Origin of the sequence: Streptomyces megasporus (genome assembly GCF_000718985.1) — a bacterium.
Lineage (GTDB): Bacteria > Actinomycetota > Actinomycetes > Streptomycetales > Streptomycetaceae > Streptomyces > Streptomyces megasporus.
In genome coordinates this window covers 109,828-133,459 of the sequence record NZ_JODL01000001.1, presented here as the reverse complement: position 1 = coordinate 133,459, position 23,632 = coordinate 109,828, and the positions used below count along the sequence as shown (strand labels likewise).

Here is a 23,632-nt window from a genome sequence, read left to right as displayed (position 1 = left end):
CTCCTGGTGCGCAGAGTCGATCAGGCGTCCGCGAGCCGGTGGATGGCGGACATCGGGATGGCGAGCCAGGCGGGGCGGTGCCTGGCCTCGTACAGGACTTCGTAGACGGCCTTGTCCGTCTCGTACGCGCGCAGCAGCACGTCCTCGTCGCGCGGATCGGAGCCGGAGGCGTCGGCGTAACCGGAGCAGTAGGCGTCACGATTCTTCTCGGCCCACTCGCGGGCCCACTCGGCGTCGCCGGAGGAGGCCCGGGCGTGCTGGCACGCCGCATAGTCGAACGAGCGCAGTATGCCCGCGATGTCCCGTACCACCGGCTGCGGACGGCGCCGCTCGGCGATCGGGCGGGCGGGCTCGCCCTCGAAGTCGATGATCGACCACCGGTCGTCGGACCCCGCGCACAGCGCCTGTCCCAGGTGGAGGTCGCCGTGGATCCGCTGCGCGGACCAGGTGCCCCCACCGTGGCCGAGGTCGGCGACGGCGTTGAAGACGGAGTGGAGCCGGCCGCGGTACGGGCGCAGGGCGGGCACGGAGGCGGCGGCGGCCTCCAGCCGCTCGTTCATCCCGGAGGCGATGAACTCCAACTGGCGGCGGCGCAGCGCGGTCACCGGCAGCGCGTCCGCGAGCGTGGTGTGCACCTCGGCGATCGCCTGGCCGAGCGCCCACGCGGCGGCGGTGAAGTCGCCGTGGGCCGCCAGCGAGCGCAGCGCGAGCTGCCAGCCGTCACCGGTACCGGGCAGGAAGGGCTGGAGCACGCCCAGCGTCATCGGCTCGCCGGTCTCGCCGCCGGGCCGTGCCTCGAACCACGCGGCGGGCGCCGGCACCCGGTCCGAACCGGCCCGCGCCAGGGCGAGCGGCAGCTCCAGGTCCGGGTTGACGCCGGGGCTGACGCGGCGGAAGAGCTTGAGGATGTACCGGTCGCCGTAGACCACCGAGGAGTTCGACTGCTCCACGCTCAACGGCCTGGGCGGCAGCCCGGTGGGGATGACGGTGCCGCGCTCGCGTTGGAAGCGCAGCGGCCCCAGTCGGCCGGGGGAGCGCAGCCGCTCCAGCAGCACGGCGGCCAACCGTGGATCGTGCAATGCCTCGTACACCGTGCGACCGCGCAGCGGCCCGTCGGCGGGGTGACCGATCAGCGAGCCCGCGAGCGGGGGCGGCAGGGCGGGGCGCACGCCGAGCAGCAGTTGGTAGCAGTCGGCGAGCACGGGATGGGTCTGCTCCGGCCCGCCCGGCTGTCGGGCGCGGACGAGGAGGTGGAGCAGGCCCGGCGCGGCGCCGCTCGTGCACGGCACCAGCTCGGTGGCGGCGACCAGGGTGAACCCGCTGACGGGCCGGCCTTTCCCGGCGAACCAGCGTTGCCGCGGAAGCCATTCGGTGAGCAGTGGCGTGAGCGAACGCAGCAGCGCCGCGCCCCCGGACTCGCGCGTGGCGACGGCGGCGCGGGGCGAGGAGCTGTCCGACATGGCGTCCTTTCCCCGGGCACACGAAAGGTACGGCAGAGTGTCCCGGATTGCGGCTGTGGCTGTCCGGCGGTGCGGGACGTGTCGGGGAGTACCCACCGACCGGGCTAGTGAGCTCGACTGACCGTCCCCGTCGGTGGTGATGAAAAGGGTGCCCACGGTGGCCCGGGACTAACCTGTGTTCCGGTCGTTTCCCGGGCCGCCGCCCTTTTCTGGGCCCTGTCAGGCCTGTTTCCGCAGGCGGAACCAGTAGAAGCCGTGGCCCGCCAGCGTCAGCAGGTACGGCAGCTCCCCGATGGGCGGGAAGCGCACGCCGCCGATCAGCTCCACGGGGTGGCGTCCGCCGAAGGCGTTCAGGTCCAGTTCGGTGGGCTGGGGGAAGCGCGAGAAGTTGTTCACGCACAGCACGAGGTCGTCCCCGTACTCGCGCAGGAAGGCGAGCACCGCGGGGTTGGACGAGGGCAACTCGGTGTACGAGCCCAGCCCGAAGGCCGGGTTCTGCTTGCGGATCTCGATCATCCGTCGGGTCCAGTGCAGCAGCGACGAGGGACTGCTCATCGCCGCCTCGACGTTGGTGACCTGGTAGCCGTGGATCGGGTCCATGATCGTGGGGAGGAAGAGTCGGCCCGGGTCGCAGGAGGAGAAGCCCGCGTTCCGGTCGGGGGTCCACTGCATGGGCGTGCGCACCGCGTCCCGGTCGCCCAGCCAGATGTTGTCGCCCATGCCGATCTCGTCGCCGTAGTACAGGATCGGCGAGCCGGGCAGGGAGAGCAGCAGGGCGGTGAACAGCTCGATCTGGTTGCGGTCGTTGTCCAGCAGCGGGGCGAGCCGGCGCCGGATGCCGATGTTGGCGCGCATCCGCGGGTCCTTGGCGTACTCCGCGTACATGTAGTCGCGCTCTTCGTCGGTGACCATCTCCAGCGTCAACTCGTCGTGGTTGCGCAGGAAGATGCCCCACTGGCAGCCCGAGGGGATGGCCGGGGTCTTGGCCAGGACCTCGGAGACGGGGTAGCGCGACTCGCGGCGCACCGCCATGAAGATCCGCGGCATGACGGGGAAGTGGAACGCCATGTGGCACTCGTCGCCGCCCTTGGAGTAGTCGCCGAAGTAGTCGACCACGTCCTCCGGCCACTGGTTGGCCTCGGCCAGCAGCACCGTGTCGGGGTAGTGGGCGTCGATCTCGGCGCGGACCCGTTTGAGGAACTCGTGGGTGGCGGGCAGGTTCTCGCAGTTGGTGCCCTCCTCGGCGTACAGGTAGGGGACCGCGTCCAGCCGGAAGCCGTCGATGCCCAGGTCCAGCCAGAACCGCAGGGCCGAGATCATCTCCTCCTGCACCCGCGGGTTCTCGTAATTCAGGTCCGGTTGGTGGGAGAAGAAACGGTGCCAGTAGTACTGCTTGCGCACCGGGTCGAACGTCCAGTTGGACACCTCGGTGTCCACGAAGATGATGCGGGCGTCGGCGTACTGCTTGTCGTCGTCGGCCCACACGTAGTAGTCCCCGTACGGGCCGTCGGGGTCGCGGCGGGACTCCTGGAACCACGGGTGCTGGTCGCTGGTGTGGTTCATGACCATGTCGATGATGACCCGCATGCCGCGCTGGTGGGCGGCGTCCACGAACTCCACGAAGTCGGCGAGGTCGCCGAACTCCGGGAGGACCGAGGTGTAGTCCGCGACGTCGTAACCGCCGTCCCGCAGCGGGGACTTGAAGAAGGGCGGCAGCCAGAGGCAGTCCACACCCAGCCACTGGAGGTAGTCGAGCCGGGCGGTGAGGCCCTTCAGATCGCCGATGCCGTCGCCGTTGCTGTCCTGGAAGGACCGGACCAGCACCTCATAGAAGACGGCCCTTTTGAACCACTGCGGATCGCGGTCCTTGGTGGGCGTGTCCTCGAACTTGTCGATGACGGGTTCATTGACGGTCATGGTTGGGTGACCCTCCGGTCTGTGAGGACGGTCGCAGGGTGAGGATGTGCGCCGGCGCCGCGGCACGGCCCGGTTCGAGGCGCACATAGTTGTCCCTGCCCCAGTGATAGGTCTCGCCGGTGAGCTCGTCGCGCACCGGGAAAAGCTCGGCGCCGCTCTCCTGAGCGGGCGTGAGACCGAGTTCCGTCAGGTTCAACGAGACCGTGGCCTCGTGGGTGTGGTGGGGGTCGAGGTTGACCACCGCGAGAACCGTGTCGGCGTACGGACGCGTGCTGCGCTTGGAGTAGACGATGATCGCCGGGTTGTCGGAGTGGTGGAAGCGCAGATTGCGCAGGTGCTGCAGGGCCGGGTGGCGGCGGCGCAGCCGGTTCAGCTCGGTGATCAGGGGCGTGATGGTGGCGCCCGACCGTTCGGCGGCGACCCAGTCGCGTGGGCGGAGCTGGTACTTCTCCGAGTCAAGGTACTCCTCGCTGCCCGGCCTCACCGGTGTCGACTCGCACAGTTCGTAGCCCGCGTAGACGCCCCAGGTGGGGGAGAGGGTGGCCGCGAGCACCGCTCGGATCTCGAAGGCGTGGCGCCCGCCGTGCTGGAGGTACTCGTGCAGGATGTCGGGGGTGTTGACGAAGAAGTTGGGCCGCATGTACGAGGCGGCGTCACCGGAGAGTTCGGTGAGGTACTCGGTCAGTTCGTCCTTGCCGTTGCGCCAGGTGAAATAGGTGTACGACTGCTGGAACCCGATCTTCGCCAGGGTGTGCATCATGGCGGGACGGGTGAACGCCTCGGCGAGGAAGATGACGTCGGGGTCGGTTTTGTTGATCTCGCCGATCACCTTCTCCCAGAAGACGACCGGTTTGGTGTGGGGGTTGTCCACGCGGAAGATCCGCACCCCGTGGTCCATCCACAGCCGCAGGACGCGCAGGGTCTCCTCGACGATGCCGGGGAAGTCCGCGTCGAAGGCGATGGGGTAGATGTCCTGGTACTTCTTCGGCGGGTTCTCGGCGTAGGCGATCGAGCCGTCGGGGCGGTGGTGGAACCACTCCGGGTGCTCCTTGACCCACGGGTGGTCCGGGGAGCACTGGAGGGCGAAGTCGAGTGCGACCTCCATCCGCAGTTCGCGGGCGCGGGTCACGAAGTGGTCGAAGTCCTCGAAGGTGCCCAGGTCCGGGTGGATCGCGTCGTGGCCGCCGGCGGCGGAGCCGATGGCCCAGGGGCTGCCCACGTCGTGGGGGCCCGCCGTCAGGGAGTTGTTGGGCCCCTTGCGGAACGATTCGCCGATGGGGTGGATCGGCGGCAGGTAGACCACGTCGAAGCCCATCGCGGCCACCGCGGGGAGCCGGTCGGCGGCGGTGCGCAGGGTGCCCGGTACGGGGGGTTCGCCCTCCCGCACGACCGCGCCCTCCGAGCGCGGGAAGAACTCGTACCAGGAGCCGAACAGCGCCCTCTTCCGCTCCACCAGCAGCGGCAGCGGGCGTGTGACGGTGATCGGTTCGCGCAGCGGGTGACGGTCCAGCACGGACGTCACCTCCGGGGTCAGGGCCGCCGCCAGCCGCGCGGCGACCGGGCGGGAGGCGTCGCGCAGGGCGTCCACCGCGTCCAGGACCGCCGCGCGCCCCTCGTTCTTGGGCACTCCGGCGGCGGCCCGCTCGTGCAGCGCCGCCCCCTCGGCGAAGGTGAGCTCGGTGTCGATCCCGGCCGGGACCTTGACGCGCGCGGCGTGTCGCCAGGTGCCGATCGGATCTCCCCACGCCTCGACGCAGTAGGTCCAGCGGCCCTCGGCGTCGGGGGTCACCTCGGCGCCCCAACGGTCGGTGCCGGGGGCCAGTTCGCGCATCGGGGTCCAGGGGCCGGACCGTCCGCCGGGATCGCGCAGGACCACGTTCGCGCCGACCGCGTCGTGTCCCTCGCGGAAGACGGTGGCCGAGATCCGGAAGGTCTCTCCGACCACGGCCTTCGCCGGGCGGCGTCCGCAGTCGACGAGCGGGTGGACGTCCAGTACGGGAATGCGACCGATCATTGGCTCACCTGGGGGCGTTATGGGTGGTTTTGTTCTTTCTATCCGTTCCACGGACCGCTTACGGGTCGCGGGCATGGCCGCTCCTGTCCGCTTTCACTCGGGTGGCGTGACGGTTCTCGTGTGCGGGTGCCCCGAAGGGGCGTCAGGAAAAGAACCTGCCCATGCGGATGGGAGGGGAAATCCGATGGAATGTGAACTACCGGCATGTAGCCGCGCACACGAGGGGCGGACGCGCCACGAGAACGGTGCCGTCGGCGTTTTCGCGCCCCGGTGCGGCACCGGGTGCCGGCATTCCGGGCGTGTTGCGGCACTGCGTCCCGTCATATGTCCGTATACGACAGTTCGAGACGCGAATCATGTTTGTGAGGCGAAAAGCCCGGCGATCCCGCTACCGTCGAGATGTGAAGGCCATTCGTCGATTCTCCGTGCGTCCCGTCCTTCCGGAACCCCTACGACCACTCGGCGACCTGGCGCACAATCTGCGCTGGTCATGGCATACCGAGAGCAGAGAACTCCTCCGGGCCGTCGATCCCGACGGCCGGCAGACCGCCGCCGGCGACCCGGTGCGGCTGCTGGGAGCCGTCCCCGCGGAGCGGCTCCGGGAACTGGCCCAGGACCGCGGTTTCCTGCGGCGGCTCGCCGTCGTCGCCGGCGACCTGCAGGACTACCTGACCGAACCTCGGTGGTACCAGCGGCTGGAGGGCGAACCACCCGCGGCCATCGCCTACTTCTCGCCCGAGTTCGGCATCACCGCCGCCCTGCCGCAGTACTCCGGCGGACTCGGCATCCTCGCCGGCGACCATCTCAAGGCCGCCAGCGACCTCGGCGTCCCGCTGATCGGAGTGGGGCTGCTGTACCGACACGGCTACTTCCGGCAGAGCCTGTCGCGGGACGGCTGGCAGCAGGAGCACTACCCCGTCCTGGACCCCAACGAGATGCCGCTGGAGCTGCTGCGCGGACCCGGCGGCGCCCCGATCCGCGTGGAGCTGCGACTGCCCGGCGGGCGGAGCCTGCGCGCCCACGTCTGGCAGGCGCGGGTCGGCCGCGTACCACTGCTGCTGCTCGACTCCGACGTGGAGGAGAACGCCCCCCGCGAGCGCGAGGTCACCGACCGGCTCTACGGCGGCGGCAGCGAGCACCGGCTGCTCCAGGAGATGCTGCTGGGCATCGGCGGAGTGCGGGCGGTGCGCGCGTACTGCCGCGTCACCGGGCACCCCGAACCGGAGGTGTTCCACACCAACGAGGGCCACGCGGGCTTCCTCGGCCTGGAACGCATCCGGGAACTGAGCGAGCGGGGCGTCCCCTTCGACACCGCACTGGAGGCCGTGCGCGCCGGGACGGTGTTCACCACCCACACCCCCGTGCCCGCCGGAATCGACCGCTTCGACCGCGACCTGGTGGCCCGTCACTTCGGCGAGGACGGCGAGCTGCCCGGCGTGGACGTGGAACGGGTGCTGGAGCTGGGCACGGAGACCTACCCCGGCGGCTCCCCGAACCTGTTCAACATGGCCGTCATGGGACTGCGGCTCGCCCAGCGGGCCAATGGCGTCTCCACACTGCACGGCGCGGTCAGCCGGGAGATGTTCGCCGGGCTGTGGCCGGGCTTCGACGCCGCGGAGGTGCCCATCACCTCCGTCACCAACGGCGTCCACGCCCCCACCTGGACCGCCGACGAGGTACGGGCGCTGCGGGACGAGCCCACCGACGCCGAACTCTGGGAGACCCGCCGCACGCTGCGCGAACAACTGGTCCACGAGGTGCGCAGGCGGCTGTACGACTCCTGGCGGCAGCGCGGCGCGTCCCACGCGGAACTGGGGTGGATCGACGGCGTCCTGGACCCGGAGGTGCTCACCGTCGGCTTCGCGCGGCGCGTTCCCTCCTACAAGCGGCTGACGTTGATGCTGCGCGACCGCGAACGGTTCACGAGTCTGCTGCTCCACCCGAGCAGGCCGGTCCAGTTCGTGGTCGCCGGCAAGGCGCATCCGGCCGACGACGGCGGCAAGCGGCTGATCCAGGAGCTGGTGCGCTTCGCCGACGACCCGAGGGTGCGGCACCGGATCGTCTTCCTGCCCGACTACGGCATGGGCATGGCACAGCGGCTCTACACCGGCTGTGACGTCTGGCTCAACAACCCGCTCCGCCCGCTGGAGGCGTGCGGCACCTCCGGAATGAAGGCGGCGCTCAACGGCTGCCTCAACCTCTCGGTGTCGGACGGCTGGTGGGACGAGTGGTACGAGCCGGACTTCGGCTGGGTCATCCCGACCGCGGACGACGGGACGGCCGGCACGGTCGGGGACGGGCCGCTCGGCGACGGACCGGAGGACCGGGAGCGGCGCGACGCCATAGAGGCCGCGGCGCTGTACGAACTGCTGGAGGAGCAGGTCGCGCCCTGCTTCTACGACCGCGGGGTGACCGGGAGCGGTCTGCCGGAGCGGTGGATCGAGATGGTCCGCCGGACGCTCGACCGACTGGGCCCGAAGGTGCTCGCGGACCGGATGGTGCGCGAGTACGTCGAGCGGCTGTACACCCCGGCGGCCCGCGCCCACCGGACGCTGGACGTCCCCACCGCGGGCCGGTTGGCCGAGTGGAAGGCGCGGGTGCGCGCGGGCTGGCCGCGCGTGGCGATCGACCACGTGGAGTCGGTGTGCGAGTCCGTGACGCTGGGCGGCTCGCTCTCGCTGCGGGTGCGGGTGGTCCTGGGCGACCTGGAACCGGAGGACGTGGAGGTGCAGGCGGTCGCCGGACGGGTGGACGAGTCGGACTCCATCACGGACGCCGTCCACGTGCCGCTCAAGGCGTCCGAGGGGCCGGAGCAGAACGGGAGCCGGCTGTACGAGGGGCCGCTCGCGCTGGACCGGGCCGGGGCGTTCGGCTACACCGTCCGCGTCCTGCCGGCGCACCCGCTGTTGGCGAGCCCGGCCGAACCGGGCCTGGTCGCCCTGCCACCGGACGACCTCGACGCCAGGCAGGCCGCCGGGGTGCTGATGCGCTGAACCACGCGCCCGGCACGGGCGGCCTCCCGGCACGGACGGTTCCCGGCGCGGGCCGGGAGCCGCCCGTGCCCCGACGACCGACGCGCCCGTCGAACCCGACGGGCGCGTCGACTCCCGGCGAGGCGTCAGGCCAGGCTGTCGCGCCAGGCCCGGTGGAGACCGGCGAAGCGGCCGGTGCCCGCGATGAGATCGGCGGGCCGTCCGTCCTCGACGATCCGGCCGGCGTCCATCACCAGGACCCGGTCGGCGATCTCCACCGTCGACAGTCGGTGGGCGATCACCATCGCGGTACGGCCGCGCAGGACGGTGTCCATGGCCTGCTGGACCGCCCGCTCACCGGGCACGTCCAGCGAGGAGGTCGCCTCGTCCAGGATGAGCACGGCCGGGTCGGCGAGCAGCGCGCGGGCGAAGGCCACCAACTGCCGCTGACCGGCGGAGATACGACCGCCGCGCTTGCGGACGTCGGTGTCGTACCCGTCGGGGAGGGCGGTGATGAAGTCGTGCGCGCCGATCGCCTTCGCCGCCCGCTCGATCTCCTCCCGCGAGGCGTCCGGGCGGCCGATCGCGATGTTCTCCGCCACCGTGCCCGAGAACAGGAACGCCTCCTGCGTCACCATGACGACCCCGCGCCGCAGTTCGGGGGTGGCCAGGTCCCGCAGGTCGGTGCCGTCCAGGAGCACCCGCCCCTCGGTGGGGTCGTAGAAGCGGGCGAGCAGCTTGGCGAGCGTGGACTTGCCCGCACCGGTCGCGCCGACCACCGCGACCGTCTGCCCGGCCGGGATCTCCAGGTCGAAGCGGGGCAGCACCTCGCCACCGGTGCGGTAGGCGAAGCTCACGCCCTCGAAGACCACCGGGCGGCCGGGCATGTCCGCGGAGCGCTCCGGCAGCGGCCGGGGACGGACGGGCTCGGGGACGGAGGGGACCTGGGCGAGCAGCCCGGCGATCTTCTCCAGGGAGGCCGCCGCGGACTGGTAGGAGTTGAGGAACATCCCCAACCGGTCGATCGGGTCGTACAGCCGCCGCAGGTACAGCGCCGCCGCGGCGAGCACGCCCAACTCCAGGGACCCGGTCGCCACCCGCTGGGCGCTCCACAGCACGATGACGGCGACCGCGATGTTGGCGACCAGCCGGGAGGAGACCACATAGCGGGCCATTTCCAGGATGGAGTCGCCGTTGACCTTCAGGTGCCGGTCGTTGAGCTCGCCGAACTCCGCGTCACCCGACCGTTCGCGACGGAACGCCTGCACCGGGCGGATGCCGTTCATCGTCTCCACGAACTTCACGATGACCGTCGCGATGGCCGTGGACCGCTTGCGGTAGACGCGCATCGAGCGGCGCCGGAAGTTCTGCACCAGCAGGAACAGCGGAACGAAGGAGAGCAGGGCCGCGCCGCCCAGCCCGATGTCGAGCCAGAACAGCGTGGCGCAGATGTAGACCACCGACAGGGTCACGCCCAGCAGCTCCTGCAGCCCCTCGTCCAGCAGCTCGCGCAGCGCCTCCACGTCGGTGGTGGACCGGGAGATCAACCGGCCGGAGGTGTAACGGTCGTGGAAGTCCACGCTCAGCGCCTGGCCATGCCGGTGGATCCGGCCGCGCAGCTCCAGCAGGACGCTCTGGTTGATCCGGGCGGCGGCCCGGACGAAGGCGTACTGCAGGCCGCCCGAGGACAGCGCGCACAGCGCGTACCCCGCCGCCACGGCCGTCAACGGACCGTGGTCGCCGGCTCGCAGGGCGGGCACGGCACGGTCGATGGCGTACGCGACCAGCAGCGGCCCGGCCTGCACGGCCGCCTGCTGGAGCAGCAGCAGGACGGCGGCCACGGCCACCCGCGCCCGGTGCGGACGGAGCAGCGAGCCGAGCAGCCGGCGCGAGGCGCCCTTCGGCGCGGGCAGCACGTCGCGGTCGAAGGGATCGGGCGGGGCGGCGGCTCCGCCGCCCTCACCGTCCCGCTTCTCCTCCTCCTCGAAGGGCGATTCGGCGACGGTGGCGGTCATCGTTCCTCCTCGCGCTGCTCGCCGGACATCAGGTGGCGGTACTCGGTGCTGGACGCCAGCAGTTCGTGGTGGGTGCCGACGGCGGTGATCCGGCCCCGCGACAGCAGCGCCACCCGGTCGGCCAGCAGCACGGTGGAGGGGCGGTGCGCCACCACCAGGGCGGTGGTCTCGGCCAGCACCTCGCGCAGGGCGGCCTCCACCAGGGCCTCGGTGTGGACGTCGAGGGCGGAGAGCGGATCGTCCAGGACGAGGAAACGGGGCCGGCCGACCACGGCACGCGCCAGCGCCAGACGCTGGCGCTGTCCGCCGGACAGGCTCAGGCCCTGCTCGCCGACCTGGGTCTCCACCCCTCGCGGCAGCGCGTTCACGAACTCCTCGGCCTGGGCGACCCGCAGGGCACGCGCCAGCTCCTCCTGCCCGGCCTCCTCGGGAGACCGAGCGCCCATCAGCACGTTCTCCCGCACGGAGGCGGAGAACAACGTGGGTTCCTCGAAGGCGACGGCGATCAGCGAGCGCAGCTCGTCGCGGGGGAGCGCCGCGACGTCCCGGCCGTCGAGGGTGATCCGGCCGGACGTGGCCTCGTGGAGCCGGGGGATCAGGGCGGTGAGCGTGGTCTTGCCGCTGCCGGTGGCGCCGACCAGGGCCATGGTCTCCCCGGAGCGGACGTGCAGGTCGACGCCGTCCAGCACGGGCGGGGCGTCCGGTGGCGCGTCCGGGTAGCGGAAGACCACCCGCTCGAAGCGGAGACCGTCCGCCGGGACGGGAGCCGCCGGGGCGGGAGCCGCCGGGGCGCTCGGCGCGGGACCGCCCCGGGTGAGCGTGTCCGGCGGGAGAGGCTCGTCCATCACCTCGAAGTAGCGGTCGGTCGCCGTCGCGGCCTCGTTGCTCATGGCGAGCAGGAAGCCGATCGACTCCACCGGCCAGCGCAGCGCCAGGGCCGTGGTGAGGAAGGCGACCAGGGTGCCCGCCGACAGCTCCCCGTCGGCGACCTGGACCGTGCCCAGCACCAGGGCGGCGCCGATGGCCAGTTCCGGCAGCGTCATGATCACCGCCCAGATGCCCGCCAGCAGCCGCGCCTTGTGCAGCTCGGTGCCGAGCAGCCGGTGGGAGAGCGCCCGGAAGGCGCGGGCCTGGCTGCGGTGACGGCCGAAGCCCTTGATGATCCGGATGCCGAGCACGGACTCCTCGACGACCGTCGTCAGATCGCCGATCTGGTCCTGCGCCCGGCGCGCCGCCCGCGAGTACCGCGCCTCGAAGACCGAGCAGAGCAGCACCAGCGGCACCACGGGCAGCAGCAGCACCAACCCCAGCGTCCACTCCTGGACCAGCAGGACACCGAACCCGACGAGGATGGTGGTGCCGTTGACCAGCAGGAAGGTGAGGGGGAAGGCCAGGAACAGGCGCAACAGTTGGAGGTCCGCCGTGGCGCGCGACAGCAACTGCCCGCTCGCCCAACGGTCGTGGAAGGCGATCGGCAGCCGCTGCAGGTGACGGAACAGGTCCGCGCGCATCGCCGCCTCCACGCCGGCCAGCGGGCGGGCCACCAGCCAGCGCCGCAGCCCGAACAGCAGCGCCTCCAGCACGCCGACGGTCAGCAGCAGCGCGCCGCCCAGCCACACCCCGTCCGCGTCGCGGTCGGCGATCGGACCGTCCACGAGCCACTTCAGGATCAGGGGGATGACCAGCCCCAGACAGGAGGCGACGATCGCGACGAGTGCCGCCGTGAACAACCGGGCCCGCACGGGCCGTACGTAGGGCCACAGCCGCAGCAGGGAACGCACGGCGGAACGGCCGGTGTCCCCGGGGCCGGTGGCGGGGCCGGGGACGGCGGGCTCGGAGTCGGGAGAGTCGGGGCGCGGAGGGCCGGCGGCGATGGCAGACATCAGGAGTGAGACTACGTTTCACCACTGACGGATCACACTCGGTTTTCCGCCGTAGGACTGACGGAGTACCTCCCGCCGGCCGTCCGCGCCCCGGCCCGCGGCCTCGCCCCGCCCGGCTACGTCCCCGCCCGGCGCAGGTTGCGGATCGCCGGGACCGACAGCAGCGCCACGCTGACCAGCAGGGCCGCCACCGCGCCCGCCAGCAGCACGGACCGGGCGCCGAACAGGCCGGCGGCCGGACCCGCCAGCGCCTGGCCGACCGGGAGCATCGACAGCGAACCGGCGACCTCGTAGGCGTGCACGCGCCCCCGGACCTCCTCGGGCACCTGGGTCTGCACACTGGTCGCCCACATCACCCCCCAGAACCCGATCGCCGCTCCCGAGACGACCGTGCCCGCCGCGATCGCCGCCGGCGGGAGGTGCGCGCCCACCGCCGCGGGGAAGAAGCAGTAGCCCAGGAGCGCCAGCGATCCGGCGCGCAGCGGCCGGTGGGGGCGTATGCGCATGGCCAGCAGCCCGCCGACCGCGGTGCCCGCGCCCAGCGCCGAGTTGATCAACCCGTACGTCCGCTCGCCGTGGTCGGAGATGATCTCGGTGGCGGTGAGCGGCACCAGCGGTCCCGTGACGGTGATCATCATCACCATCCACAGGACGATGACGCCCCACATCCAGGTCCGGGACCGGAACTCCCGCCATCCCTCGGCCAGATCGGCCCGGTAGGAGCCCCGGCGGGAGTCCGGCCCCGCCGCCCCGCCGCCGGCCCCCGCGGTCCGGACCGTCGGAGGCAGCCGCAGCAGCACCAGGCACAGGGCGCTCAGGGCGTAGGTGGCGGCGTGGACGACGAACACCCCGCCGGCGGAGGACACCGCGACCATCGTCCCGGCGAGCGCGGGCCCGGCGAGCATCGCCAGGGACTCGACTGTGCGGACCGCTCCGTTGGCGCCCTGCACGTCCCGCGCCACCCTGGGGACGATGCGGGCCACGCCGGGCTGGAACAACCCGGCCGCCACGCCGTTGACCGCGCCGATCACACAGATCTGCCAGAGCACCACGTGCCCGGTGAGGAAGAACACGGCGACCAGCGACTGGGTGCACACCCGCACCAGGTCGGAGCCGATCATCAGGGCGCGGGCGTCGAAGCGGTCCGAGAACACCCCGCCGAAGACGACGAACCCCGCGAAGCAGACCGTGAAGGAGGCCATGGCCAGACCGATGTGGCCCGCGCCCATCCCGTGGGCGAGCAGGCCCGCGGAGAGCGCGATGGGCAGCATCGCGTCCCCCAGCATGGCGACGGCGCGGGCGATGAGGAACAGCAGGAAGCCGCGGGACCACAGGCGGTCGGGGAGCCCGCCGGTGGGGACGGACGCGGGGGCGGGGACGGCGCCGGCGGGGCGGTGGGAGGGGCGGGACGCGCTCACGGTCCAGGAGTGTGGACCGGATCGCTCGGCCGCGTCCACGGATTTGGGCGTCCACGGATGTGGCGACGGGCCCGCTCCGTCGCCGGTTGTCGGTGCCGGCGCCTACGCTGCGCGACATGAGTCAGGCAGAGCTACGAGAGGTGCAGACCGCGCTGCACACCGCGTCCGACATCGCCTTCGCGTTGGACGGCGAGCCCTCGGCGGAGCAGGCCGCCGCCCTGGTGGACGCGCTGCGCCGGGCGTTGGAGGCGGCGCGGGCACTGGGCGACGACCTCGGCGGCACGGGCTGCCGGGAGCATCCGCGCGGGGCCGTGGACCCGCTGTACGGGGACAAGGAGGATCCGCTGCCGCCGGGGTGGGGGCGGTGCCTGCTGTGCAACGACCGGCGTCGCCGGGCCGGTGCGCAGCGGTACGCCGCCGGTCGCTGAGGGGCCGGGGCGGGTGTCGGTGAGGGGCCGGGGCCGCCTCAGCGGTCCTCGGTCCGCATCTCGAACCACGTGGTCTTGCCGTGCGGCAGCAGGTCCACGCCCCAGCGGTCGGAGAGGTGGTCCACCAGGAACAATCCACGGCCGCTGACGTCGAGTTCGTGGACGGGCAGCAGGCACGGCAGGCCGCGCGAGGGATCGCGGACCTCGACGCGGATCCGGCCGCGCCGCCGGTGCATCCGCAGCCCGAGGGCCGGAGCCCCGGTGTGGCGTACGGCGTTGCCCACCAGTTCGGAGACGAGGAGCACGGTGTCCTCGGCGAGATCGGAGGGCAGCCCCCACCGGGTCACGAGGGCGGACCGGGCGAGGGCGCGCGCGGTCCGCGCCGACTCGGGGAGGTTGGGCAACCGCACTTCCTCGACGGTCGGGTCCCCGAACTCGCCGGGCGCCGCGGACGCCGGTTCGCCCTTCGGTGCCGACGCCGTACGCGCCGTGTTGACTCCCGCCATGGCCCCATCATGGCCGCCGACCGTCCGCCGTGGGGCCGGACGGTCGAATACCGCCCCGTCGGGGGCAGGTCTCGGCGCACACACGGTGAGCGAGCGCCCCGGAGGGTGCGCCGGGGCGGAGCGCGGGACGGCCTGTGCGCCGTCCCGCGCCCCCGTGTTCCGTCCGATTGCCGGAGGCCGGACGCCCGGAGACCGGACACCGGCCCTTCGGACCGGACGTCAGCGGAACTTCGCCTTGCCCGGTCCCTCCTCGACGAAGCTGCGCATGCCGATCTCCCGGTCCTCGGTCGCGAACAGCCCGGCGAACCAGGAGCGTTCGATCGCCAGCCCGGTGTCGATGTCCGCCTCCAGTCCCGCGTCGACGCACTCCTTGGCCGCCCGCAGCGCGATGGCCGGCCCCTTGGCGAGCCTCGCCGCCCAGGCGTGCGCCTGCTCGTAGACCTCGTCCGCGGGCACCACCCGGTCCACCAGGCCGATCGTCAGGGCCTCCGCCGCGCGCACGTGGCGGCCGGTGAAGATCAGGTCCTTGGCCTTCGAGGGACCGACCAGACGGGCCAGCCGCTGGGTGCCGCCCGCGCCCGGGATCAGTCCGAGGAGGATCTCCGGCTGGCCGAGCTTGGCGTTCTCGGCGGCGATCCGGTAGTCGGCGCAGAGCGCCAGTTCACAGCCGCCGCCCAGCGCGTAGCCGGTCACGGCGGCCACCACCGGCTTGGGGATGCGGGCCACGGCGGTGAAGGAGTCCTGGAGCGCACGGGACCTGGCGACCATCGCCGCGTGGTCCATCTCGCGCATCTCCTTGATGTCCGCGCCCGCCGCGAACACCTTCTCCCCTCCGTAGAGGATCACGGCCCGTACGTCGTCGCGGTCCGACGCCTCCTCGGCCAGCTCGCGCAGCCGGTCCTGGGTGGCGATGTCCAGCGCGTTCATGGGCGGACGGTCGAGTCGGATGGTGCCGACGCCCTCGGCGACCTCAAGAGTCACAGTCATGGGGGCAGGTTAGCCCCCGTTAACACCCTGTGGTCCAGGGGCCTTCACGCTCCGGTCGGGACGCCGGGCCTCACCCGGGTGGAGGGCGCCGGTCGGAGGAGAGGCCGGAGGAGGGGCGGGAGGAGACCGAGGAGGGAAGCCGGGAAACGGCGAAGGCGCCGATCACGGGCCGAGCACGGGGTGAGGCGGACGGCCCGAACGGGAACACTCCTGCAAGACCCGGACACGGGGGCGGGCGGTCGGGACGCCGCGCGACCGCCGTGTCAGTCCGAGCCGCGAGCCGTCGGAGGCAGAACGTGTCGGATGTGTCGAGCGCCCCCGAACAGCGGGCACGCCACCGGACGGCGTCCGGCGGGCCGCCGGCGGACGCCCCGCGATCGGCGGCGTCTCCCGCGACGGTGACGGTCTGGCCCGGCAGTCCCCAGCCGCTGGGGGCCCGTCACCACATCGGCCCCGACGGGGTCGAGGGGACCAACTTCGCGCTGTGGTCGGCCGGCGCGGAGGCCGTCGAGGTCTGCCTCTTCGACGACGACGGCAACGAGACGCGCTGCCCGCTGACCGAGCACACCCACGAGATCTGGCACGGCTTCATCCCGGGCGTCCGTCCCGGCAGCCGGTACGGCTACCGGGTCCACGGCCGCTGGGACCCGTGGACGGGCGCCCGCTGGAACCCGGCCAAGCTGCTGCTCGACCCGTACGCCCGCGCCGTGGACGGCGAGTACGCGCTGCCGCCCGAGGTGTACGGCCACGTCCGCGACTGGCCGCAGCCCCAACTGGCCGACACCGTCCGCGACGAGCGGGACTCGGCGCCGTACGTGCCCAAGGGCGTCGTCGTCGACTCGGCCCTCGGCGCGGGCCCGGACGCCGGGGACGAGTGGCTCGACGACCGCCGTCCCAAGGTCCCCTGGGCCGACTCGGTCATCTACGAGCTGCACGTGCGCGGCTTCACCATGCGCCACCCCGACATCCCGCCCGAGCTGCGCGGCACCTACGCCGGGCTCGCGCACCCGGCCGCGATCGAGCACCTGACGCGGCTGGGGGTGACGGCCGTCGAACTGCTTCCGGTGCACCAGTTCGCGCACGAGGACCACCTGCTGCGCCGAGGGCTGCGGAACCACTGGGGCTACAACTCGATCGGCTACTTCGCGCCGCACGCCGCGTACTCCGCCTCCGGCTCGCGCGGCGGGCAGGTGGGGGAGTTCCGCCGGATGGTCCGCGCGCTGCACGCCGCCGGGATCGAGGTCATCCTCGACGTGGTCTACAACCACACGGCCGAGGGCAGCGAGTTCGGGCCCGCCCTCTCCCTGCGCGGCATCGACAACCGCGGCTACTACCGACTGGCCGACGACCCGCGCCGCTACGCCGACTACACCGGCTGCGGCAACACCCTCCATGTGGTCCAACCCCAGGTGCTGCGGCTGATCACCGACTCGCTGCGCTACTGGGTGCAGGAGATGGGCGTGGACGGCTTCCGCTTCGACCTGGCCGCCGCGCTGGCCCGCTCCATGCACGACGTGGACATGCTCTCCCCCTTCCTGGCCGTCATCGCCCAGGACCCGGTGCTGCGCCGGGTGAAGCTGATCGCCGAGCCGTGGGACGTCGGCGCCGGCGGCTACCAGGTCGGCGCCTTCCCGCCGCTGTGGACGGAGTGGAACGACCGCTACCGGGACACCGTCCGCGACTTCTGGCGGGGCGCCCTGCCGGACGTGCGGGATCTGGGCTACCGGCTGTCGGGCTCCAGCGACCTGTACGCCTGGGGCGGGCGGCGGCCGTACGCGTCGGTCAACTTCGTCACCGCGCACGACGGCTTCACCCTCCGTGACCTGGTGAGCTACGAGCACAAGCACAACGAGGCCAACGGCGAGGACAACCGGGACGGCACGAACGACAACCGGTCGTGGAACTGCGGGGCGGAGGGCGAGACCGACGACGAGGAGATCCTCGCCCTGCGCCGCCGGCAACTGCGGAACCTGCTCACCACCCTGCTGCTGTCCACCGGTGTGCCGATGCTGGTGGCCGGCGACGAGATGGGGCGCACCCAGGGCGGCAACAACAACGCCTACTGCCAGGACAACGAGATCGGCTGGGTCGACTGGTCGTTGCTGCGGGAGCCCGGTTGGCGGGCGCTGTTCGACCTGACCTCGCGGCTGATCGCCCTGCGCCGCGCCCACCCGGTGCTGCGGCGTCGGGCCTTCTTCTCGGGGCGGGCCCACGGCCCCGAGGGGCTGCGCGACCTGGCCTGGTTCACCGGCGCCGGCGAGGAGATGACCGAACCCGACTGGTACGCGCCCGGCGCCACTTTGGGCATGTACCTGTCCGGCCGGGACATCCCCCAGCGGGACGCGAAGGGCGATCCGGTGGTGGACGACAGCTTCCTGGTCCTCCTCCACGCCGACCACCGGGCCGGACGGTTCCGGCTGCCCGGACCGCCGTGGGGGCGGGCGTACGAACTGCTCGTGGACACCGCGTGCGAGGAGCAGGACACCGAACCGGGCACGGTCCACCCGGCGGGCGAGGGGGTCGAGATCCCCGCGCGCTCGGCACGGGTATGGCGTGTGTTGGCCTGAGTGGCGGTTGTTCCCCGTGTGAGGCGTGTGACGGGCGGTTAGTGTGTGCGCGTCACGACCGCACAACGGGAGGAACGTTTCTCGATGGCCGACATCGAAGCTGCGCGCAAGGTTTTCGACCGGTTCGACCTGAACAAGGACGGGCTGATCACCGCGGCCGAGTTCCATCAGGTGATGGCCGAGCTGGGCGACCACAACGTCACCGTGGGCCTGGCCCAGACGCTGATAGACCAGCACGACGGCAACGGTGACGGCCTGCTCTCCTTCGAGGAGTTCTGGGCGGCGCGCCAGAAGGCCGCCACGCTGGCGTAAGGCCGGGTGGGCCACACGGCGGGGCGGCCGTCACCGGTGACACCGGCGTAAGGCCGCCCCGTCTCTTCGCCCGAGACACCCGATCGACCCGACGCGAGCCGCCCGCCGACGACCGGCGCGGCGGCTCTCGGGTCCGCCGTGCGTCCGGCCCCCCGGTACGGGAGTCGGACGCACGGCCCGAACCGGAGGTTCGCGATGCGCGCCGTGCGCATGACCCCCCACCGCAGTACGACCCGACTCCCCCTCAAGACCCTGCCGGCCGTGGCACTGCTGTGTCTCGCGCCGGTCCTGACCCCCACACCTTCCGCCCATGCCGACACAGCTCCCGCCGATACCGTCCCCGCCGCCCCCGCCGACACCGTCCGGTCCTGGCAGGCGGACCTGACCCGTGTGGACGAGGACGACGCCGGTGTCCACCACGCCGACGAGGCACTGCGGCTGACCGGCGACGCTCCCCACGACGGCTCGGCCGGAACCGGCGGCGGCCACGGCATCCAGATCCTCGCGCCGCACACGCTCGACCGGCCCGTCAACCGTGTCCGGGCCGTGCTCGCCGCGGACGTGCCCGAGGGCGCCGACGTCACCGTCGAGGTCCGGGGCCGTCGTGGCACGGGGCCGTGGACCGAGTGGCGCGAGGCGGGCGCCGACGAGTCCGACGCCGCCCTCCTGCCGCGGGCCGTCGACGTCGTCCAGGTCCGGCTGACCCTGCGGGACGCCACCGGGAGGCTGGCGGTGCGCGGTCTGGAACTGCACGCCGACACCGACCCGGACGCCCCGCAGGAGACCGAGGCCGCGGCGCCGTACACCGCCCGGGTCTTCGCCACCCGCGAGGGCCTGGTCGGCCACACCACCGCCAACGGGCACGTCATCCGGCCGAACGACCGCTTCGTGGCCCTGCCCTCCAGGCGGGGACTGTCGAGCAAGGGCGGCAGGGAGTACTCCGTGCGGGTCTGCGGCCCGGTCCGCTGCGAGACGGCCCCCGTGTGGGACGTGGGCCCCTGGAACATCCGCGACGACTACTGGAACCCCTCCTCGGTCCGCGAGACCTTCCGCGACCTGCCGCGGGGCAGGCCCCAAGCGCAGGCGGCCTACCAGGACGGGCACAACGGCGGACGGGACGGCTTCGGCCGCCGCGTCCTCAACCCGGCCGGCATCGACCTCGCCGACGGCACCTTCCACAACGTCGGGCTGAGGGACAACGGTTGGGTGACCGTCACCTTCCTGTGGACCACGCGCTCCGCCGAGGCCTCCGAGGACTTTGCCGCGGAGGACGCCGGCGCCCGCTGAAACACCCCGCTGCCCGGGTCAGCGCACGATGCCGCCGGCCCGGGCGGCCCGCAGCCACTCGGGGAACTCACCGGTCAACCGGTCGTACAGCTCCGCGTCGGGCACGGCGCGCGGGGCGGGGCCGGCGGGGAAGAACCCGGCGTTGTCCACCACCCGCCTGCCCGGCACGGGCAGCTCGTCCAGCTTCCGCAGAAAGCGGAACTCGTCGTTCCCGAACCCGACGAACTGCCAGAACAGCGGCAGCCTCGACGCCTCGCACAGCACGCGCTCGGCGGCGGCCTTCGATGTCGGGGCGCCGTCGGTCTGGAAGATCACCAGGGCGGGATCGGTCGAGCCGCTCGCCCGGTGGTGGTCGATCACCGCCTCCATGGCGAGGTGGTAGTTGGTGCGCCCCATGTGCCCCAGGGAGTCGTGGAGCGCCTCGACGCGTCCGGAGTAGTCGTCCAGCGCCACCTCGGCCACGCCGTCCACGTCGGTGCTGAAGAAGACCAGCGGCACCCGCCCGTCGTCGTCCAGGTGCGCCGCCAGCCCCAGCACCTGCTCGGCCAGGTGCTGGACCGTACCGTCCCGGTAGAACGGCCGCATCGACCCCGACCGGTCCAGGACCAGGTAGACCGCGGCGCGCTGCCCCGACAGGCGGTGCTTCTCCAGGCTGACCGCCGCCTGCTTGTAGAGGCTCACCAGGCCCGGAGCGGTGGCCTCCACCTTCCGGAGGGAGATGGCGGGACCGGAGGCGGAGCCCTCCGCCTCGGAACGCGGTCGCTTGACGTGGTCGATGGCCATGACGAGACCCCCCGGACGTTCGACGGTGCGGACGCCGAGGTTAGCCCAGGGCGGACACGGGACGGCCGGACGCGGCGAAGCCGTTCCCCTTTGCCCACGCCTGCCGCGAATCATTGATTTTCTCCCCTGTCGCGCCGTTCGGCGGTTTCCTCGCATGGGCGCAGGGGCACCCGCCCGCCATGGCTCACACGGATGTACGAGAGATTCTCGGTTCTCTGAAGGACGTCGACTTCCCGGCCGACAAGGACGAGCTGCTGAGGGCCGCACGCGCCAAAGGCGCCTCGGACGAGGCCATGAGGGCGCTGCGCGGCATCCCGCCCGAGCGGTACGACAACCGCGAGGAAGTGGCCCGGTCGGTCCGGGTCGACCCCGACTCCGACCTCGACCACAGCGCCTCCCAACGGGCCGAGCAGGCGCGGAAGGGCGGCAAGCCCGGACTCTCGCAGCACCTGCGGGACGCCTCCAAGCCCCCGGTGGAGGACGAGCTGGACCGTTGACCGTCCGCGAGCCGGCCGGTGAGGTCCGGGAGGGCGACGACGCCGACCTCGGCCCCGTCACGAGGCCACACCCCGCCGCCCACCTCCTCCGTGAGACAGGGAGGGGCGAGAGACAGTCCCCGACGGTTCGGCCAGGTGCCGCGGGGACGAGCGCGGAGGCGACCGACCGCGGCGGCGCCTCCGCGCGCCCGCGGGGGCGCCGCCGGAGGGGAGCCCTCCGGCGGCGCCCGGAGCGTTCCACGGGACGCCGTACGCTGGGGCCAGCAAGGCACGAGAGGTCCCCATGAGCGACTCCAGACCCCGCGGATCGGTCTCCGCGCACGAACCCCTGCGCGACCAGGTGGCCGCGGCCCTCCGCGCCGCTGTGATGGCGGGAGACCTGAGGCCCGGCGCGGTCTACTCCGCCCCCGCCCTCGCCGCCGAGTACGGCGTCTCGGCCACCCCGGTCCGCGAGGCCATGCTGGACCTGGCCCGCGAGGGACTGGTCGAGACCGTCCGGAACAAGGGTTTCCGGATCACCGAGGCGACCGAGCGCGACCTGGACGACTTCACCGAGGTCCGCGCCCTGATAGAGGTCCCGACCGTCGGCCGGGTGACCCGCGAGGCCGACCCCGCGCGACTGGAGGCCCTGCGGCCGATCGTCGCCGAGACCATGTCCGCCGCCCGCGCCGGCGACCTCGCCGCCTTCCTGGAGGCGGACCACCGCTTCCACCTCGGCCTGCTCTCCCTGGCGGACAACCCACGTCTGGTCGACACGGTGGCCGACCTGCGCAGACGCTCCCGCCTCCACGGTCTCGGCGGTTTCGGCGGGACGCGGGTGCTGATGGAGTCCGCGCGGGAGCACGGTGAACTGCTCGACCTGATGCTCGCGGGCGACGCGTCCGCGGCGGAGGGGTGCGCGCGCCGCCACCTCGCCCGCGTCCGCTCCCTGTGGGCGGCCCGCCGCCGCGCGGCGACGTGAGGGCCGTGGCGGCGGACGCCTCCGACCGCCGGGCCCCGGCCCGGGGTGACGCCGGGCGTTCTGCGGTCCCGCCGGGTGCGGCGTTCGGCTCACGGCCGCGGCGGTCTGCGCGTACCGGGGGGAGCGGTGCGGGCCAAGGCGCCCTCCGCCGCCCGCGGCCTCTCCCCCCAGGTGTCGATGTGGATCAGCGAGGCGGCGTACCGGGCCTTCCGCAGCGCCCGGTCCGCGGTGTCGGCGTGTGCGCGGACGAAGCCGACGGGGGCGAAACCGTCCGGGTGGGCGGCCACGGTGTCGCCGGGTTCGGCGTGCAGGTGCACTTCGGCGCCGTGCGCCCGGGCTTCGAGGAGACCGCCGATGCCGACGAGCCGGCCGGGCGCGTCGGGGAAGAGGGCGACCGCGGCACTGGCCGGGCAGCGGCCGTCACCGGGCATCCCGGGTTCCGGCACGAGTCCGAGCGCGAGGAGCCCGGCGTCCAGGTACGGATCGGTGCCGCAGACGTCCGCGATCATCGCGGAGATCGCGGGCGTCGGGAGGCAGGGGACGATCCCCGTGATCTTCGGCCCGTCCCCGGTGATCGCCACCTCGGTGTGGGCGGGACCCTGCCGGTGGCCGATCCTCCTCAGCGCGCGGTCCACGCACCGCTTGACTTCCTCCCACAGTCCGGTCCGGAGGCCGAGGGGGAAGGAGAGCGCCTCCTCCGGCGAGGCGCCCCCGCGACGGTGCTTCGAGGTGGCTCCGGAGAAGTGCGTCTCACCGGCGACGGTGAGGGATTCGACGCCGATCCCGGTGCCCCGTACCCACTCCTCGACCAGGACGGGCCCGGGGTGCGGCCGCCCGGGCAGGGACCACCGGACGCCGGACAGCTCCCGCCATGCGGCCACGGCCTCCGCGCCGGTGCCGCACGTACGGGCACCGTGGGGGGCGGCCCCGGACGGCGGCCGGACCACCAGGGGCAGGCCGACGTACCGGATCGCTTCGTCCAGCTCCTCCGCGGAGGACACCAGGCGCCACTTCACGTTCGCCGGGTCGTCCCCCAGGGCACGGCGCAGGAGATGCCTGCGGTTGGCCGTCCGCACCGCTTCCAGCCCCTGGGAGGGAAGACCGAGATGCTCGGCCGCGCGGGCGGTGGCCTCGGTGAGGTCGACGCGGAACGACGTCACACCGTGCACCGCCGGCCTCCCCTCCGAGTCGGTGACGGCATCGACGATCGCCCGCCAGTCGTGGGTGTCGACGTGCAGGACCCTGTCGGCCCGGGGCAGGGGACGTCCGCCGGTGTGCCGGTCCCCGGCCTGGACGAGCAGCCAGATCTCGCAGCCGAACTCGCGGGCGGCGTGCACGCCTTCGCGGAACGCCGCGTGGGGCATCGATCCGACGATGGCGAGGCGTCCTCCGGCGAACCGGCCGTACACGGTCATGAGCGCACCTCACCGGCGGCCTCGTCGGCCGGCGTGCCGCCGGTGGGCGCGTCCGGGGTCCGCCCGCGGCGACCGCGGCCCCGGCAGGAGCTGGTGGGCAGACAGGACATGTGGAGCCGGTCCCCCTGTGTGAGCTGAGAGGCTGAGGTGTCCACCCTGCCGCCGGAGCCTCTCGGCGCTCTCTCCGCGCGGTATCGGACGGCGGGAACC

Annotated in this window: 17 protein-coding genes; 7 read left to right on the top strand and 10 right to left on the bottom strand. The window is 72.8% G+C overall.

From position 1 onward, the window contains the following. Positions 1–20: 20 nt before the first annotated feature. The 3 genes from IF47_RS0100495 to IF47_RS0100485 form a co-directional block, all read right to left on the bottom strand. Positions 21–1,460, bottom strand: coding sequence for a maltokinase N-terminal cap-like domain-containing protein (locus IF47_RS0100495; protein WP_031505795.1), 1,440 nt, complete (start codon positions 1,458–1,460; stop codon positions 21–23). Positions 1,461–1,679: 219 nt separating this feature from the next. Further along, a complete protein-coding gene (treS, locus tag IF47_RS0100490) occupies positions 1,680–3,377 on the bottom strand; it encodes a maltose alpha-D-glucosyltransferase (RefSeq protein WP_031505794.1) in 1,698 nt (565 codons plus the stop codon). Next, complete coding sequence (locus IF47_RS0100485) at positions 3,364–5,391, bottom strand: alpha-1,4-glucan--maltose-1-phosphate maltosyltransferase (protein WP_031505793.1); 2,028 nt, start codon at positions 5,389–5,391, stop codon at positions 3,364–3,366. The genes treS and IF47_RS0100485 overlap by 14 nt, the downstream gene beginning before the upstream one ends. A 401-nt stretch (positions 5,392–5,792) precedes the next feature. On the opposite strand from IF47_RS0100485, the gene glgP reads away from it, so the two are divergent. After that, positions 5,793–8,384 (top strand): alpha-glucan family phosphorylase, encoded by a 2,592-nt coding sequence (gene glgP / locus IF47_RS0100480; protein ID WP_031505792.1) that lies wholly within the window; start codon positions 5,793–5,795, stop codon positions 8,382–8,384. Between the two features lie 125 nt (positions 8,385–8,509). Here glgP and IF47_RS0100475 read toward each other — a convergent pair whose 3' ends face one another. From IF47_RS0100475 to IF47_RS0100465, 3 genes are all read right to left on the bottom strand, one after another. Then, entirely contained in the window at positions 8,510–10,378 is a 1,869-nt protein-coding gene (locus tag IF47_RS0100475) for an ABC transporter ATP-binding protein (RefSeq protein WP_031505790.1), read from the bottom strand. After that, positions 10,375–12,261 carry an ABC transporter ATP-binding protein gene (locus tag IF47_RS0100470; RefSeq protein ID WP_031505789.1) on the bottom strand — a complete coding sequence of 629 codons (1,887 nt, stop codon included), beginning with the start codon at positions 12,259–12,261 and terminating at the stop codon, positions 10,375–10,377. The genes IF47_RS0100475 and IF47_RS0100470 overlap by 4 nt, the downstream gene beginning before the upstream one ends. 116 nt (positions 12,262–12,377) lie before the next feature. Then, positions 12,378–13,595, bottom strand: coding sequence for an MFS transporter (locus IF47_RS0100465; RefSeq protein WP_031505788.1), 1,218 nt, complete (start codon positions 13,593–13,595; stop codon positions 12,378–12,380). A 200-nt stretch (positions 13,596–13,795) separates the two neighbouring features. Here IF47_RS0100465 and IF47_RS0100460 point away from each other — a divergent pair, with 200 nt between their 5' ends. Further along, the gene (locus IF47_RS0100460) at positions 13,796–14,107 is read left to right on the top strand and encodes a hypothetical protein (RefSeq protein ID WP_031505787.1); all 312 of its coding nucleotides are present in this window, start codon (positions 13,796–13,798) and stop codon (positions 14,105–14,107) included. A gap of 38 nt (positions 14,108–14,145) precedes the next feature. Here the strand turns inward: IF47_RS0100460 and IF47_RS0100455 are convergent, their stop codons facing one another. Further along, on the bottom strand, positions 14,146–14,613 hold the full coding sequence (locus IF47_RS0100455; RefSeq protein WP_031505785.1) for an ATP-binding protein: 468 nt from the start codon (positions 14,611–14,613) through the stop codon (positions 14,146–14,148). A 219-nt stretch (positions 14,614–14,832) separates the two neighbouring features. Next, complete coding sequence (locus tag IF47_RS0100450) at positions 14,833–15,600, bottom strand: enoyl-CoA hydratase/isomerase family protein (RefSeq protein ID WP_031505783.1); 768 nt, start codon at positions 15,598–15,600, stop codon at positions 14,833–14,835. Between the two features lie 305 nt (positions 15,601–15,905). On the opposite strand from IF47_RS0100450, the gene glgX reads away from it, so the two are divergent. From glgX to IF47_RS0100435, 3 genes are all read left to right on the top strand, one after another. After that, positions 15,906–18,167 carry a glycogen debranching protein GlgX gene (gene glgX / locus IF47_RS0100445; RefSeq protein ID WP_031505781.1) on the top strand — a complete coding sequence of 754 codons (2,262 nt, stop codon included), beginning with the start codon at positions 15,906–15,908 and terminating at the stop codon, positions 18,165–18,167. Between the two features lie 84 nt (positions 18,168–18,251). Further along, on the top strand, positions 18,252–18,479 hold the full coding sequence (locus IF47_RS0100440) for an EF-hand domain-containing protein (RefSeq protein ID WP_031505780.1): 228 nt from the start codon (positions 18,252–18,254) through the stop codon (positions 18,477–18,479). Positions 18,480–18,674: 195 nt separating this feature from the next. Beyond that, positions 18,675–19,766, top strand: a complete 1,092-nt coding sequence (locus IF47_RS0100435) for a hypothetical protein (protein ID WP_051716719.1) — start codon at positions 18,675–18,677, stop codon at positions 19,764–19,766. 18 nt (positions 19,767–19,784) lie between these two features. Here IF47_RS0100435 and IF47_RS0100430 read toward each other — a convergent pair whose 3' ends face one another. Next, on the bottom strand, positions 19,785–20,549 hold the full coding sequence (locus IF47_RS0100430) for a vWA domain-containing protein (protein WP_051716716.1): 765 nt from the start codon (positions 20,547–20,549) through the stop codon (positions 19,785–19,787). Positions 20,550–20,728: 179 nt separating this feature from the next. Here IF47_RS0100430 and IF47_RS0100425 point away from each other — a divergent pair, with 179 nt between their 5' ends. Together IF47_RS0100425 and IF47_RS0100420 are read left to right on the top strand one after the other, a co-directional pair. After that, positions 20,729–21,046: a DUF2795 domain-containing protein gene (locus IF47_RS0100425; protein ID WP_031505774.1), complete on the top strand. Its 318-nt coding sequence runs from the start codon at positions 20,729–20,731 to the stop codon at positions 21,044–21,046. 283 nt (positions 21,047–21,329) lie between these two features. Next, positions 21,330–22,007 (top strand): GntR family transcriptional regulator, encoded by a 678-nt coding sequence (locus IF47_RS0100420; RefSeq protein ID WP_031505773.1) that lies wholly within the window; start codon positions 21,330–21,332, stop codon positions 22,005–22,007. An 89-nt stretch (positions 22,008–22,096) separates the two neighbouring features. Here the strand turns inward: IF47_RS0100420 and IF47_RS0100415 are convergent, their stop codons facing one another. Then, entirely contained in the window at positions 22,097–23,422 is a 1,326-nt protein-coding gene (locus IF47_RS0100415; protein ID WP_051716714.1) for an ATP-grasp domain-containing protein, read from the bottom strand. Positions 23,423–23,632 lie beyond the last annotated feature (210 nt).

Excerpts from the sequence above, each read along its gene's own strand:
- IF47_RS0100495 (WP_031505795.1), bottom strand. The coding sequence starts at position 1,460 with ATGTCGGACAGCTCCTCGCCCCGCGCCGCCGTCGCCACGCGCGAGTCC.
- treS (WP_031505794.1), bottom strand. The coding sequence starts at position 3,377 with ATGACCGTCAATGAACCCGTCATCGACAAGTTCGAGGACACGCCCACC.
- IF47_RS0100485 (WP_031505793.1), bottom strand. The coding sequence starts at position 5,391 with ATGATCGGTCGCATTCCCGTACTGGACGTCCACCCGCTCGTCGACTGC.
- IF47_RS0100475 (WP_031505790.1), bottom strand. The coding sequence starts at position 10,378 with ATGACCGCCACCGTCGCCGAATCGCCCTTCGAGGAGGAGGAGAAGCGG.
- IF47_RS0100470 (WP_031505789.1), bottom strand. The coding sequence starts at position 12,261 with ATGTCTGCCATCGCCGCCGGCCCTCCGCGCCCCGACTCTCCCGACTCC.
- IF47_RS0100460 (WP_031505787.1), top strand. The coding sequence starts at position 13,796 with ATGAGTCAGGCAGAGCTACGAGAGGTGCAGACCGCGCTGCACACCGCG.
- IF47_RS0100455 (WP_031505785.1), bottom strand. The coding sequence starts at position 14,613 with ATGGCGGGAGTCAACACGGCGCGTACGGCGTCGGCACCGAAGGGCGAA.
- IF47_RS0100450 (WP_031505783.1), bottom strand. The coding sequence starts at position 15,600 with ATGACTGTGACTCTTGAGGTCGCCGAGGGCGTCGGCACCATCCGACTC.
- IF47_RS0100440 (WP_031505780.1), top strand. The coding sequence starts at position 18,252 with ATGGCCGACATCGAAGCTGCGCGCAAGGTTTTCGACCGGTTCGACCTG.
- IF47_RS0100435 (WP_051716719.1), top strand. The coding sequence starts at position 18,675 with ATGCGCGCCGTGCGCATGACCCCCCACCGCAGTACGACCCGACTCCCC.
- IF47_RS0100430 (WP_051716716.1), bottom strand. The coding sequence starts at position 20,549 with ATGGCCATCGACCACGTCAAGCGACCGCGTTCCGAGGCGGAGGGCTCC.
- IF47_RS0100425 (WP_031505774.1), top strand. The coding sequence starts at position 20,729 with ATGGCTCACACGGATGTACGAGAGATTCTCGGTTCTCTGAAGGACGTC.
- IF47_RS0100420 (WP_031505773.1), top strand. The coding sequence starts at position 21,330 with ATGAGCGACTCCAGACCCCGCGGATCGGTCTCCGCGCACGAACCCCTG.
- IF47_RS0100415 (WP_051716714.1), bottom strand. The coding sequence starts at position 23,422 with ATGACCGTGTACGGCCGGTTCGCCGGAGGACGCCTCGCCATCGTCGGA.